We start from the raw sequence: 14,529 nt of genomic DNA, 5'->3' as shown, positions 1-14,529 counted from the left end.
CAAAAACAACCGCAGGACACTTAAGAACGGTTAGACGTTTCAAATTTGACTTTATTGGGGCCGCCTGATGGCTTCACTATGGATCGTTCTCTTGATCATAGCACATGTAGTTTCCCACGCGCCCTTAACACTGCATATTGATAAATTGGGTAGAGGTAATGAAAACGCACACCCCTAAAAACGCAGGTTGGTCTACGAATTCGAAACAATAAAGGGCCGATTCCTTGGCCCTTCGAATCGCTAAACTGCACTCAATCTTAACGAGAGATTATCAGGTCCCGGTTTTGGATTGAGCTGCGGCGACCGTGCTACCAGCCCATGCAAGGTTGTCACCCAGCTGCACCAATATGCTGATTGCGTCCTTCAGGGGCGCATCGCCACTTTCGAACTGCAACAGCAAAAGCAGGTCGGTGGCCTTTTCAAACTCTGCTGGAATCCAGTCTGCATCCGGGTCAATCTCGCCACCTTGCTCCAGTCTTTCTGCAAAGTCTTCGACGATTTCCTGGCAACTTTGCAGGAACGAAACTGGCTCTATATCCGAGGACTCGCGCAGATCCTCATAGATGCTTGCAATTGCCGCCAGCCAGTCTTCGAGAATGGGGTTGTTCAAAGGCGGTAGGGCAGAGCCCAGCGTGGATTGCATCGCTGCTGCATCGGGAGGTGTCGGTTCTGAGTCCGGTCCCTGGAGCGCTTCGAGGAATGGCAGAAATTCCTGTTGCAAGTCCTTTCGAGCCGCGTCCAGATCGCTGCGACGTCGGCTGGACGCTACGTTCAGAACTTGTTCGGCAAGGTTCTGACCACCGCACGTCTCCCACAAGGTAAAATCAGGCTCCGGCTCCTGAGCCATGGCCTTCACTGCCAAAGGAGTGCCGATCGGAACTACTTCGCAGAACATCCCGTCCTTTTCTTTGTTAAGCCGAGACAAAACGCGGTCCAATGATCCTTGCACGTGCGGCAGATCAGCGTGAGTCACAGCCAGCAGACTGTTGGCGCGCAATTCAGGTGGCACTTTGGACCACAAGTAGCGCTCTGTCTCACGCCATGCGTTTGTCCCGTTTGAACACCAGATTGCGCAGTCGACGAACTTCAGCAAGTCCAGGGTCTTTTTATAGGTATCGTCCAAAGCACCTGAGCCGGGAAGGTCAAACAGTGAGATTTCCTTCAGTGCAGGCGTGTTGATCCCCACCGAAATAAAATCCGGCTCATCCGCCGCGGCTTTTTCCAGTGCTATTCCAGAGTAGGTCTTGGGTTCTTTGTCCCACCAACCCACGGTCGTCTCGGGCGTTTCCGCGAAGGCCACAATGACAAGTGGCAGTTTCAGATGCTGAGGACCGGTGGGAAGAATATCTGCACCGGCCAGCATGTTAGCAAGGCTTGATTTACCTGCACCAAACTCCCCGGCAAACCCGATATTGACCGCATTGGACAACCGCTCGGCGTGGGCCAAAGCCCGCGCGCGCATGTCCTCCAACTTGTCATCAGACGACAGTTTTTCAGTCGCGGTCAGAAAACGCTCCAGTTGGCGCACTTCCTGTTCGGTTCCGGGAAATTCTATCATTCCGCTGCCTCTGCTTGTCGTTCGTCCGCATGGCCGGTTCCAAAGACACTTTCAAGGTCCGAAGCAATGCGGCGCGCTCGGTCGAATGCAACTTGTGCTTCGGCCTGAGCATTCAATTCACCCGCGCCCGAGCGGTGTTCGAAATGACCCGCCAACAGGGCCACATAATGATCCAAAACTGTATTTAACCGTTCCAGCAAGTTGTCACGCGTGGTGTCGATCAAATCGTCACCAATCAACTCGAACTCTTGCACAATCATCCGTTCCGCTCGTGTTACAACGCTGTTGCGCGAGATCAGACGCGACAACCAGTTTACACGCAATTCAACCGTAATTCCACGGGTGAGCGCAGTGGTGTCAGGTCGGAACCACCGAACAGCGCTGGTGTTCATGCGATTGTCGACCGGTTCTTGCCAGCCCGGCAAAGCGCGCAAAGCTGCGTTGCATTGCATGTCGACCGCATAAAGCTCACTCAGCATGCGCTGGCGCACTACTTGAGAAGCGCCTTGTACCAGTTCCCGCATGTGTTCGCGCAAAGGGGTAAAGTTCAACTCGGTCGCACCACCTTTGGCCAGCAGGGGTGATTGACCGTTGGGCCCACGCACTACGCCCGAGACGGATTCAGCAACTGTATCATCCATCACGCCACGTAGATTGGAAAGGACATCATCCATGTCCCGAGTGATTTCCTGTGTCTTATCTGCTATCAGTTTGCGCAGCTCACCAAAGGATTTGTCACTGTCACCTGCGCTGCGCGCATCGGAAATATTTTCATCTTGTAGCGCCCGCAGATGAACCTGAGACCGCTCAAGCTCACCGCGTGCGAAACTGTCAAGATGCTGCCAGGCCATCCGAAGCTGTTCGTCAATGGGCCCGTTTGTCAAAGCCTTGGTAACATGCCTGCGTAGATCTGGCAGACCTGAAGCAATCATTGCGGCAAAACGCAAAACAGCCTCGCGACTGATGGGGCCAGGGCCTTGTTTGATCTCGGCCACGCCGTTCAGGTATTGCTTCATCTGTTCCGGATGCGCGCGCAGCCACGCCAAAACATCGTCATGGTTCACACCGGTTTCATCACCGGTCAGCGCATAATGCGCCCATTGAGCGCTGCCCATCAGAACGTCGATGTCCGCATTGCCGAGGGCCTTTTCCAACCCGTCCAGAACATCCAAACGCACTTTGGCCGCGTCCTCGGGGCCGCCGCCCAACTCATCAACGCGGTTGATGAAAACAACGATCTGACCAAGCTCAAGCGCTTGCATCAGCCGGAACAGTTTTAGATCCGCGCGCGACAATGCCTGATGTGCGGACAGAACCACCACGAAGAAATCTGATTCCTTCAGGTATTGGCGCGAAATCTCTTCGCGGATCAGCAGGGGGTCATTGACCCCAGGAGTGTCCGTAACGGTTAGAGGAAACGGGAAATGCCCGATGTCGAAATAAACTTCGGCCTTGCGGGTAATATCGCTGTACAGTCCACGATCACTGCCTGGATCTACGTTGCCATCTTCGCCAGGATCATCCCCTGCGCACACATAGCGCGCAAGATCGTCCGAGTTCAGTTCTTCAAGATCGTGATGTTGCCCCAACAGCTGCTCATAGCTGTCGCCCAAACGCAGGCGCGCCCGGGTCTTCATAGCTTCGACCTGCTCTTCGATCATCTCGCGCTTATAGCTGTCCTCGTCATCGGGGAACATATTGCGCAGCTCTTCACCTTCGGCGATCAGAGATTGCCACTGGTGATTGTCAAAGAAATGGAACTCGGCCCCCTCAGTCCGACCAGAGGGATGCCCGAAATGCATGTCGGTGATTACCGTGGTCCATGGGTTGACGTCCGACGGCAGGTATTCAGCCTGCCCGGTAAACCCGTTGATCAAACGGGATTTCCCAGCCTTGATCTGCCCCACAAAAGCGATTGACGGCTTCAGGCTTGCCAGATCTCCGATGATACGCGAAATGAAATGGCGCGTTTCATCATTGCTGGTTTCATGCATATCTTCTGCGATGCGTATAAGCTCGCGGCGATTTGTTTCACTCATTACTCACTACCTTGGTCACACAAAAAAGGATTGAATTAATCGAAAATTTGAATCCTACAGGGACAATCATTCCTTAGTCCCCTGTAAAGAAGTCCACAGATTAACAACTGCCCCCAGCTTACGCGCGTCGTGGGCGGCAACAGCTATTTGACCACTATCGCTCAGCACTGCCAGTCCAGCGCCTTTCCCGCCAGACGGCCGTATGACGATAAGTTGGGGACCGTCGAACTCGTCCTGGGTATCGTTATCCCAACCCGCAAGATCGGTTGCAAAACGGGCCAAAACGTCCGGACCGGGATGCATGCCTTGCGACGGCTGGCAAGACCCTTCGTAGGCCAGGCCGGTCTTGTCCGCGCTGTCGATCAACACGCGGCCAGATGCAAAGCGGCCCGCACCGTCAAAAAAGCGCTGCGCAAGCTCTGTTGAAGGATCAACATTCATTGCAAGTGCAGGGTCGTCGTCTGTCGACGGTTCTAAATCCGGCACAACGGACACAATCGGTTCTGTGGACAAGTCAATGGCAGCGCAAGCGCTCTCGATTTCACTATAAGTCAAACCCACATCATCCGCCTCGAGATCCGAGTCCGGTTTACCTGACTTCAGCTCAAGCGGGGTAGGGGCGGTTGCAATCTCTGACACCAACTGAGCCAGCTTTTCGACCAGTTCGCCGCGACTTTCCGTTTCGAAATCCGGCGTTGGTCCGCTCGGCACCTGGAAGATATCCGTGACCCGCGAACTATTCACCTCGATCGCCAGACACATCCCATTGGCGGCCGTGAAGTCCAGCCGACGGGGCAGAATAGTGCCGCGAATGCTGCGCAAGACTGCCGCGCGCCGTGCCGCAGCCGAGTCCGCTGCAATTGTCACAGCAGGTGACAACCGCGCAACCGAGGACCGCCCGATATCCTCAAGCATGTCCAGAATGTCTGTGTCCATCATACCGTGACCCCCTCTGGTCCCGTTCAAACTGCGGCCGCAACCGACCCCAGGCTGAGATGTGATTTTGTCAATGCCAAACCGACATTTGCGCTATTGCGGCAAATGTAGCAGACCACATGGTCCGGATATTCTTTCGTCCGCAAGAAAATGTTCAGACGATCTTTTGAAAACACGGCGATTTCCCCAAATCCTGTGTTCTGCGCCTCATCATCGCCACCAGCGTCACGCAACAACGCCTCAAACGCGGCAACCCCGCGTCCTTGAAAGAGATTAGCAACCGCAATCGACAAATTGTCCAAAGATTCCGTGCATTCCGGTTCCGAAACGCTGCTCCCCAGCAGCATCCCGGTTTCCATATCGATATACCCGGCTGCAATGCAGTCGGGTATTGTTTCGATCGCTGTGCTTAAGGCGTTTTGGATGGACATCTAAGTTATTGTTTTCAATTGAAGGTTGCCGGTCATATCGATTCTGGTGACACTACAACACGTGCCATTCTGCAGCGCTGTTTTCCTTTGCTTTCGGAATGGATTGCAATGTCTCCTTTGAGTGCTTTTCACTTTTTTCTATGGCGATTTGGTCAAACTCTGCCAAAAACGCCTTGAACACGTTCTTCAGGCCATCCGCATCGTCAGGCAGATCTTCGCTGTCCGCAATTTCACGCCACATATCCGATGCACTCAAGGGCGAGCCATCCGCATCCTCAGGCCGTTCTCCGAGTACTGAGATGTTAGGCTCGATGGCATCCACCTGATCGGTCAGAGCAGCTTCGATCAGCCCGCTGGTCTCGGGTTCTGGTTCATAATCGTCGGCACTGCCGTTGGGCTGCGCTGCCATCAACGCCGCAATGGAAGAAACCGAAACCTCAATTCCACGATCTTCGGAGTTATCAGACTCGTCGACCGCGTCTTCCGCAGGTTGCGTGTTAGACGGTGCGTCCCGCAGAGTCGTGTTAAGAGATGCAAGGACATCCTCGGAGGCCTCAATCTCAAGGGCTGCACCACCGGTCTCTTCAACTTCGATGCTGTTGTCGGCCAAATCCTCAAGCTCGTCATCAAGGTCGGTACCATCTGACAAGTCAAATTCATCAACGCTGCCGTCAAGTCCGGCGACATTGGTCAGCTCCAACGGATCGTTAGACGTGTCCTTGAAGAAAGCGCGCAGATCATCACTTGTGTCGGGTTCCGCTGATGTCGGTTCTGGGTCCGAGACCATTTCAGCGCGCAGACGCTCGGCCTCTTCCGCATTGATCCGCACCCGTTCAGCTTCATCCGAGCGCCGCTCTACACGGGCGGGGCGGACGGGAAAGCTGGTGACGACCGCGGCGCCATCGTGCTCGGGCCGCGCTTCTTCTTCCACAGGGTTGACCAACCTTAAAGGTGCGGCTTCGGCCTGAGTCTCGCTGTCGGATTTCCGAGCCGGGCGCACCGGCTGCACCTTGGATGCGTCCGAGGGGCTTTTGTCGATCTGATACCGGGCCAGCTGATCGGCACGTTTGTCCATAATCTGCTCAGTGATCTCCAGGAAGCTGTCGATCATCTTTCCGCCACCGCTGCGAGACCACATCTCAGCATCACCGGTTTTGTCGCGGGCAACAATCGCATCCCGAGCGGAAAACAGAATAGAACGATTGAACAGGTGACCTGCCTCACGATTCACGCGACGCAAAACCTTTTGACGGTCCTTGAGGTTCAGCGCGTCCGCGCGAGTGATCAAAAGCAGCGAGTTGTTTTGCAAACGTTCAGGCAGTGATACCCATGTCGCACGCTCAGTCTCGCGCCAGGCTTGGGTCGCGTGTGTACACCACAATACCCCATTGGCCTGACCGACGGCCCGTTGCCAGACATCCGTCGAGATTTTAGGATCCGAGATACCGGGCGTGTCAATCAGATCGACGGCCTCAAGAATATCGGCTTTCAGAAATACCCGAATGAATTGCGCGTCGTTGACGCCCACGGATTCCAGATCGTCCAGTTCGATAACCTCGACCGAGCCGTCATGGCGCTTGATATAGGGTGAGCGATCACCCCAGCTGAACCAGACTGGCGGCAGTTGGGTTGCGGTAACCTGCGTGGGCAAGGTCTGCGTTCGTAGCAGAAAATTCATCAACGTAGACTTACCGGCACTGAATTCGCCCATCAGGGCGAAAACAGGCTTACGGCGGGACCACTGCTCGATACGTTCCCATGTCTTCGGTGAAACAAAGCGTGATTGTGTATCTTTTGCCATTTTTCTACTTATGCCGCTTCGTTGCTTAGATCTTTTAGGATGTCACCCAGAATCTCATCTTTGGATTTCTGGGGCTGCAAACCCGCCATGGCCGCTGCAGTTTGACCTGCGTTTTTATCGGCCGTCGACGAAATGCTCAGCAGAGTTTCCTTCTGCTCGCGCATAAAGTCTGTCAGGGTTGCGCGGACGTTTTCCAGCACCGCGGCAATCTGGTTTTCCTCGATATCTTTAGTGATCGAGTTGGCCTCGGATGCAATCAGACGTGTGTAGTCCGCAGCGTAGGCTTCAAAGCCTTTGCGCCTTTGCCACCATCGCCGCCACCAGGTGCTTTGCAGATCCAGAGCAATGGTCCGACCGATGCCAAGAGGCGGCGGGACGCGGGGCACAATGGGTGCTTCAATGCTGAACTCGCCCAGATGGTTGCCCAATATCTTTTGGTACAACGCCTCGACATCTGCCGCAGCGGTTCCATACAACGCTCCAGCATCCTTACGCATTGCGCGAGCAAAGCTGAAATAAGCTGCCTTTTGCAGTGTGCGTAACCCAGCCGGGTCGTATTGCCATGTACCTTGTTCGCCGTTCTTCTCAAGATGGGCGATCAAAGAATCCGTTGCCCGTTTGACAAAGTTGGCTTCGGCTGCGCTTAGACGTTCCAACACCTTGTCACGCAGGGCATTTGTCAGCTCGGCCGCTTTCTTTTCATATTCCGCTGCCACGGTGTTGATTGCATCTTCAGGCGATACACCTTCCAAATCCCTCGAAATGCCTTCACCGTCGGACAAGTTCTTTGCAACTGCTGTGGCACGGATTTGGCTGGCGATGTTGCGCGCGCGATGACGCACACGATCCATCAACCGCGCTCCGGCCCCTTCAGCAATGCGCTCATTGATGGCCAAAAGCAGATCGGGCAGGCCGGACAAGGCCCAAATCTTATCCAGTGAAGGTGCCTGATCCCCGAACCCAGCGGCCAGGTAGAACGTGTTCAGTGCCTCACGCGACTCTTCGGTCAGAATGTCCGGGTTTCCGGTCAAGGCTGCTTCGGCCCACAAAGCACTGCCAAACACGACGCTGGTATTGGTGTCGATGTTGTTCTGCTTCAGCGTATCCTGAATGCGGTCGCGGATTTCAGGCACTTGATTGACTGGATCTGAAAGTTCATCGATGCGGTTGACGAACAGGACAATCTGGCGGTTCTCAAACTGCGCAATAATGCGCATCAAAGCCATGTCCATGGTGGTTAGCGCCTGACTTGCGGCCAGAACGACGACACAAACCTCAGACCCTCGCAGACTGCGCAGAGTGATTTGTTCGCGCACCATGAATGTGTCGTTCACACCGGGTGTGTCGCAGAGCTTGAGCGCGATCGGATATTGCGGGATGTCCATGTACAGCTCAGCTGACTTCGTGACATCAGCAAACCGTCCGGTTTTTGGATCGATATCCGGATCGTCTTCGTCGCCCAAGCAAACATAGCGTTGGATCAATTCCTCATCGAAATGATCATACTGATGGCTCTGACCAAGAATCAGGTCGAAATGCTTGCCCAAACGCTCTTCGGATTTGGCTTTCATGTCACCGATCTGGCGGCGGATGTCGTCCATCTCGTCATCCGCACCCGCTCGGTTCGCCAATTCGCCCAAACGACCGCCGCCGACCATCAGGTTGTCCCATTCTTCCTGCTCAAAGAATGTGAACTTGGCTTTGGTGTCGCCTGGCGGACGCGTGTTGATGTTCAAGGTCGTGACAACCGACGTCCAAGGGTTGACGTCTGAGGGTAACAGGGCAGGGCGCCCGGCCAGAATATTAACAATCGACGACTTGCCTGCCTTGACCTGGCCCACCATCGTGATGCTGGCGGTGAAATTTTCCATTCGCGTCTTGAGGGTGGCCAGCCGCGCCGAGGAGCGCGCATCTGCCACCTCAGTCAATTGATCGATCTGCGCCGTCAGCGACGACATAGCAGAGGTCATCGGAGCCAATGCCTCGTTGCCGACAGACAAAAGGTGATCGTTGCGCGCCATGCTTAACCTCCGGTTCCCGTAGCAGCAATCTGGGGTTCGTGCGACACGCGCCCCGTAGGTAGGCCTGTCAATGTGTCAATACGTGCGATCAAATCCAGCGCGTTGCCCAGAATCTCGGCTTCGGCACGTGGGGTAATTGTTTCGTAGGCTTTGGAATCCGCCAGCACTTCGATAGAGCTGAAGCGATCACCGTTCTCAAGTCGCGCCACGCGGCGCCCTGTCGGGAAACCCAGAGATTTCGCCGCCGGCAAAGGCATCCGGGCGTTTGCCAGCAGATAATGTTCACCTGAATGGGTGCGCAACGAAATACCAAAGCCCGTATTTGGATAGTCCCGGTTCAGAGTTTTGAGTTCGCCAAGAAAGCTCTCGCGAGCGAAAAAGACAGCGTCTTGCTCGGCGGCAACGGAGGAATTCAGATCGGTCACAGCAGAAAACCTTGTACTGGAGTTGAGCAGAAAACTCGTACCGGTGCCAAATTGGCGAAAAAGACTCATTAACTCCTTGCAACCAAGAAGAACCTTCAAGGCGGTCTTAATTTGACGCGAATAAGATTTTTTGGCGGTTGAAATGTGGCGGCAACATGGCAGAGCCAACCTAAGAATGCCTCAACCTTTGCGAGTATATTGCTTTCAACCAGTTGGTGCAGTCGCTTCTGCCGACCATTTTGCAGGGTTGGCTTGTCGACTGTGAACTGCCGTTCAGTAATTAATTGAAAATACTAATTTATTGGATGAGCATGTGGCCGAGCGCTCGATTTTTGCGGTGCCAGATACGCTAGTCATGGGTGTGTTTTATCCTACTTCGACATCCGAAAACCACAACGTACTTGCGGAAGACTGAGCGTCTTCTCAACGTAAGCGCGTTCGCATTGCGAATTGATCGGAGTGCCCCATTCACCGCAAACTTGTGGAAGCTTTGCTTTGAAAAATGCCGATGTCTGGTCGAGTCAACCGCACGCGATCAACCCTCATCAAGGTATATGTCTTCCGAACCAACGACGCGTTTCACGCAGGCCAGAACCGATAATCCCTATCAGTTCCATTCAAGTGAACAAACTTGCTGTTTCGTAAATTTTACCTCTCGCACTCGGCATCAAGCTTTGTTAAGAGCGCAGCAGTACGGCGCTGAAGCGCATGGTTGCGGGTGTGGCGAAATTGGTAGACGCACCAGATTTAGGTTCTGGCGCCGCAAGGCGTGGGGGTTCAAGTCCCTCCACCCGCACCAAATTTAACATAATCATGATTATACCACGCATATTCATTCAAGGGTGGGTTCACACCCAAAGTGCAATCTTTCTATTAAAACAGCATGTTGCACGGAAGATGATAAGACAGGCAACGCGACCCTCGCCTGAGTTCAGAATAAAACTTTAGAACGGAAGGCTCACCACACCCAAGAGTTTTAGATTCGCGAGAGGATACTGCTTACACGCTTGCAACCCGTTTCCTCTGTGCATCCCGAATTAGGGCCGCAAGGCGATAGAACCCATGTGCCATCTTGGCAAAAGGCATGAGCAGAAAAAACGTCAGCACCGATCCGAGATGAACCGCCAGAAGTGCCGGCATCATCTGGGTTGACCCCATTGCGTACAGGACAAGCCCACTCAGACCGACAAAACCCAGCAACAGGATAAAGCCGATATCGCCTCCCCATGCCGAAGGATCACCAAGATCGCGGTCTGACTTTTGTTTGAGAAGCGCCATAGCACCGCAACCAATAGTCAGCAGAACGCCACCAGTGACTCCAAATAGTTTAGGTAATGACCAAAACCCGTATGGCGCGTGCATTCCGAAACCATAGTGCATAACCGTCGCTACTGAAGTCGAGGCGAAGCACAGCAGAAATCCGTACATGATCGTGTGATGCACGTGACGACGAGCTTGGCTAAACCGGTCTTCGTCCTCAAAGTTGCAGCCTTCACCGTGTCCAGCAGCCAGATCCTGCATTTTGCCCGTATGATTTAAAGCAACTTTTAGGTCTGCCCACTTTATCGGTTTACCCCCAACCGTACGCCAATAGCGGTTCAGACCGACGACGACACTTATAAGAGGCAGTAGGAACGCCGGCGCAAAGATTGCGACCATCGCATTGTGTGACAATACGGCGTAGAACCCCTGCCCCCCGTCAGACCTGATCACGCGAATAGCCAAGAACATGAAAGCAAACCCTATCACCAGTGCCAAAGCTATGGCCCCTCCTTGGGTGTGAAACCGCTGGGCCAGAGGTTGCGGCCAAGCGAAGCTTTCCCAGCTGTCCCGGCGTACCTCTGCCAGAGCCTTGGGCAGGTTCAGGTCAAACTCGTGTGGCGCCGTATACTGACAGGCATAATAACAGCCCCGACAGTTATGGCACAGGTTGGCCAGTTGCGTGATATCGCCGTCCGAGAATGCGCGTTGAGCATGAAGCGATGGAAAGACCGAGCAGTAGCCTTCGCAATACCGGCAGGCGTTGCAAACCTCGGCCTGACGGCGGGCTTCTTGCATCAGATCAATTTGCATAAGCAGCGGCCTCACGTCCTGCGATGCGTCCAAAGACGGTTCCGATGGTCATGCCAAACCCAGCCAGGTACCCCTGCCCCAAAATCGATCCGGCCATGGTCTCGCCTGCTGCCCAGAGGTTTTTGATCTTGCCGTCCGGTGTCGAACACTGGGCCGTATCGTCAACCTTCAGCCCCAGATATGTGAAGGTCACACCGGTGCGCAGCGAGTAGCCATAAAAAGGCGGTTCGGTAATCGGGCGCGCCCAGTTGGTTTTAGGTGGTTTCAATCCCGAGGTCGCCACGCCATCCAATTCGGTAGGATGAAAGCCACTGGTGTCGCCACAGGCCGCGTTGAACGCGGCGACCGTTTCTGACAGCTTGTCTGCCGGAAGACCCATCATTCCGGCCAGTTCTTCCAATGTATCCGCCTTCAGAGGCGGGAAAACCGACGGCATGAACAGGTTCAGCGATTTTGCATCAATGATGACGTAACCAACCTGATCCGGCTGCGCCGCCACCAATCGGCCCCAGATTGCATAGCGCTTGGGCCATACGTCTTCGCCCTCGTCATAAAACCGCTCGGCTTTCTTGTTCACGACGATGGAAAAAGGCACACAGTCCAGCCGCGTGACAATGCCCCCATCGAATTTCGGCGCACGCCCGTCAATGGCCACGGCGTGGCACTGCGTAGGATCGCCGACGCTCTCGACGCCTTGATCCAGAAGGTCAGCCAGAACTACGCCCCGGTTATACGGAGTGCCACGGATCAGAAAGTTTTTCGCGGGTTCCCCCCATGCGCGGGTTAGCCAATCCGTGTCAGCCTGAAACCCGCCCGAGGCGACTATGACTGCTTTCGGTGCGATGCGGTGAGACTGGCCTTCGCAGGTGTAATCCACCCATTCGATCCGATCGCCGCTCAGCTCCAAATGCGTCACAGCGGCTTCATACAGCACGTCGACGCCCAGAGCCGCCGCTGTCCTATAGTACGCATTCACCAGAGACTTTCCGCCGCCCATAAAGAATGCGTTTGTTCGCGCCAATGAAAGTGTCCCGGACAGAGACGGTTGAAAGCGAACCCCGCGCTTTTCCATCCATGGCAGACATTCCTCGGACGTGCGTATGGCCAAGCGGGCGAGATGCTCATCTGTTTTCCCATCGGTGACCTTCATCAGGTCGGACAGGTATTCATTCTCGCTGTACGCATCGACCAAAGGGCCTAACGGACCCGCATGCATACACCGAAAGTTCCGGGTATGGCGCGAGTTCCCTCCGCGATATGGTTTTGGAGCGGTCTCAAGGATCAATACGCGGGCACCCGCCTCGGCGGCAGTCATCGCGGCACACAAGGCGGCGTTTCCACCGCCAATGACAGCAATATCGTAAGCTTTCTTTTGGGTAGCCATATTCTGACTGCCTATTGAATTTCATCGGTTGTGCGGTCGCGTTCCTGTAACGCACGGATTCGCATCCGTTGCGCGGCCTGAATGTGTGCGCGCATTTCCGTTTCAGCCGCCGCGCCATCGCGGGCCTTCAGAGCGGCCATGATACGCCGATGCTCCGCCACTGCCGCGTCGGCACGGTCGCTGTCCAACAATTGCGAAGGGCCAAGGATCAGCAAAGCCTTTTGCAGTGACAGCATGGATTTGGCCAGAAACCGGTTTTTGGCGGCATCCAGAAGCGTGGCATGGAAAACCCTGTTGATCTGAGCCGCGTCAGGACCTGTGCCCGCCTCGGCAAGCCGGTCATTCAATATGCCTAATTCATCCAGTTCGATGTCCGACGCCGCGCGGGCCGCCAGCCGGGCGGCAGTGCCCTCCAGCACTGCGCGCATTTCGTAAAGCTCCATGACTTCGGCGTAGTCCAGACTGCGCACTGTCGCGCCCTGCCGCGGAACATGTGTGACCAGCCCGTCAGCCTCCAATTGCCGGATCGCCTCGCGCACCGGGGTGCGGCTGACACCAAGCCGTTCAGACAATTCAATCTCGCGCAGGCGATTGCCGGGCAAAAGAGTGCCCCCGCGAATCTCGTCCAGCAGGCGCTGGTACGCAGAATTGCCTTGTGGACCAGGCTGGAAGGAGGCGTCTTGAATCGTCATCACAGGCTCACTTGCTTACTTGCGTCCATGTGTATACATTTGGATACACACTGAGTCAACGACGCCGGAACCTCCATTGTGCCCACCCTCTTGAATTCACCCTCTTTGATGACCAAACGGGCACTGACGTTCGGCCTGGCGGTTCTGGGCACCAGTGTATTTTGGGCATTGAACTTGCCGCTGCCCTTCTTGTTTGGCCCTATGAGCGCGTGTCTGATTGCTGCTCTGGCTCATGCCCCCATGGAAGGTTTTGGGCAGGTCTCGGTTGCAGCGCGTACCATACTAGGCGTTGCGGTCGGGGCATCGATTACACCTGACTTGTTTGTGCAACTGCCCAAAATGGCCTCTTCGATTCTGTTGGTTCCATTCTTTATCCTGTTAATCGCGATGGTCGGTGTGCCGTTTTTCCGCAAAGTCTGGGGTTTTGACCCAAAAACCGCGTTTTACGCGGCAATGCCGGGTGGGCTTCAAGACATGATCATTTTCGGCACTGAAGCAGGGGCCAACCCGCGCACTTTGTCGCTGATACATGGAACGCGCGTTTTGATCATCGTCACCCTAGCCCCAGTATTCCTGACAGTTTTCTACGACGCGGACTTAACCAATCCCATAGGCCAGCCTGCGCGGGACCTCCCGATACACGAATTGGCACTTATGTTGGTCGCCGCTGTTATCGGTTGGAAGGGCGGCGAGCGCATCGGCCTGTTCGGGGCATCGATCTTGGGGCCAATGATCCTGACGGCAGCGCTGTCCCTTGGAGACTTCATCCACACCAGGCCGCCACGTGAGGCCATTTTAGCTGCGCAATTTTTTATTGGCTGTGCGATCGGTGTGAAATTTGTGGGGGTAACATGGACCGAACTTCGCCGTGTCGTGGCCGCGGGTTTCACGTATGTCATTGTGCTTGCCGTCCTTGCAGCGGTGTTCACCGCCTTAGTCACAACTTTAGGTCTTGGGCACCCTGTCGAAGCGTTTCTGGCATTCGCCCCCGGCGGGCAGGCCGAGATGACGGTTCTGGCTATTGTATCGGGCGCCGATCTGGGCTTTGTGATCACTCACCATCTGACAAGGATCGTTTTGGTCATCATCGGCGCACCAATCGCCGCCAATCTCATTTTGAAAGGGACACAGAACCGAGATTGATCGCGCGGAACAGCTTTGACCCGGGA

General features: G+C 55.0%; 11 protein-coding genes and 1 tRNA gene. 2 read left to right on the top strand and 10 right to left on the bottom strand.

Annotated elements, in window-relative coordinates:
• Window positions 1-271 precede the first annotated feature (271 nt).
• From GOV89_RS12185 to GOV89_RS12155, 7 genes are all read right to left on the bottom strand, one after another.
• Window positions 272-1,558 carry a dynamin family protein gene (locus GOV89_RS12185; protein ID WP_171177015.1) on the bottom strand — a complete coding sequence of 429 codons (1,287 nt, stop codon included), beginning with the start codon at window positions 1,556-1,558 and terminating at the stop codon, window positions 272-274.
• Window positions 1,555-3,597 carry a dynamin family protein gene (locus GOV89_RS12180; RefSeq protein ID WP_171238301.1) on the bottom strand — a complete coding sequence of 681 codons (2,043 nt, stop codon included), beginning with the start codon at window positions 3,595-3,597 and terminating at the stop codon, window positions 1,555-1,557. Before GOV89_RS12180 ends, GOV89_RS12185 begins: the two co-directional genes overlap by 4 nt.
• Window positions 3,598-3,663: 66 nt before the next feature.
• Window positions 3,664-4,536, bottom strand: coding sequence for a hypothetical protein (locus GOV89_RS12175; RefSeq protein ID WP_171177019.1), 873 nt, complete (start codon window positions 4,534-4,536; stop codon window positions 3,664-3,666).
• Between the two features lie 23 nt (window positions 4,537-4,559).
• On the bottom strand, window positions 4,560-4,964 hold the full coding sequence (locus GOV89_RS12170) for a hypothetical protein (RefSeq protein WP_171177021.1): 405 nt from the start codon (window positions 4,962-4,964) through the stop codon (window positions 4,560-4,562).
• A 52-nt stretch (window positions 4,965-5,016) separates the two neighbouring features.
• Window positions 5,017-6,765 carry a dynamin family protein gene (locus GOV89_RS12165; protein WP_171177029.1) on the bottom strand — a complete coding sequence of 583 codons (1,749 nt, stop codon included), beginning with the start codon at window positions 6,763-6,765 and terminating at the stop codon, window positions 5,017-5,019.
• Between the two features lie 8 nt (window positions 6,766-6,773).
• Entirely contained in the window at window positions 6,774-8,786 is a 2,013-nt protein-coding gene (locus GOV89_RS12160; RefSeq protein ID WP_171235135.1) for a dynamin family protein, read from the bottom strand.
• 2 nt (window positions 8,787-8,788) lie between these two features.
• The gene (locus tag GOV89_RS12155) at window positions 8,789-9,211 is read right to left on the bottom strand and encodes a hypothetical protein (protein ID WP_171177033.1); all 423 of its coding nucleotides are present in this window, start codon (window positions 9,209-9,211) and stop codon (window positions 8,789-8,791) included.
• Window positions 9,212-9,925: 714 nt separating this feature from the next.
• On the opposite strand from GOV89_RS12155, the gene GOV89_RS12150 reads away from it, so the two are divergent.
• Window positions 9,926-10,010 (top strand) — tRNA-Leu (locus GOV89_RS12150).
• 200 nt (window positions 10,011-10,210) lie between these two features.
• Here GOV89_RS12150 and tcuB read toward each other — a convergent pair.
• Genes tcuB through GOV89_RS12135 form a run of 3 tightly spaced genes read right to left on the bottom strand, consistent with a single transcriptional unit; the run spans window position 10,211 to window position 13,360 of the window.
• Window positions 10,211-11,284 carry a tricarballylate utilization 4Fe-4S protein TcuB gene (gene tcuB / locus GOV89_RS12145; protein WP_171177041.1) on the bottom strand — a complete coding sequence of 358 codons (1,074 nt, stop codon included), beginning with the start codon at window positions 11,282-11,284 and terminating at the stop codon, window positions 10,211-10,213.
• Window positions 11,274-12,668 (bottom strand): FAD-dependent tricarballylate dehydrogenase TcuA, encoded by a 1,395-nt coding sequence (tcuA, locus tag GOV89_RS12140; RefSeq protein WP_171238300.1) that lies wholly within the window; start codon window positions 12,666-12,668, stop codon window positions 11,274-11,276. The genes tcuB and tcuA overlap by 11 nt, the downstream gene beginning before the upstream one ends.
• 11 nt (window positions 12,669-12,679) lie before the next feature.
• Window positions 12,680-13,360 carry a GntR family transcriptional regulator gene (locus tag GOV89_RS12135; RefSeq protein WP_171177045.1) on the bottom strand — a complete coding sequence of 227 codons (681 nt, stop codon included), beginning with the start codon at window positions 13,358-13,360 and terminating at the stop codon, window positions 12,680-12,682.
• Window positions 13,361-13,468: 108 nt separating this feature from the next.
• Between GOV89_RS12135 and GOV89_RS12130 the strand changes: the two genes are divergently transcribed.
• On the top strand, window positions 13,469-14,503 hold the full coding sequence (locus GOV89_RS12130) for an AbrB family transcriptional regulator (RefSeq protein ID WP_171238338.1): 1,035 nt from the start codon (window positions 13,469-13,471) through the stop codon (window positions 14,501-14,503).
• The last annotated feature ends 26 nt before the right edge of the window (window positions 14,504-14,529 follow it).

The organism is Ruegeria sp. HKCCA5763 (genome assembly GCF_013034545.1).
Classification (GTDB): domain Bacteria; phylum Pseudomonadota; class Alphaproteobacteria; order Rhodobacterales; family Rhodobacteraceae; genus Ruegeria.
Note: the sequence above shows the minus strand (reverse complement) of the source record. Positions and strands in the feature narration are given on the sequence as shown.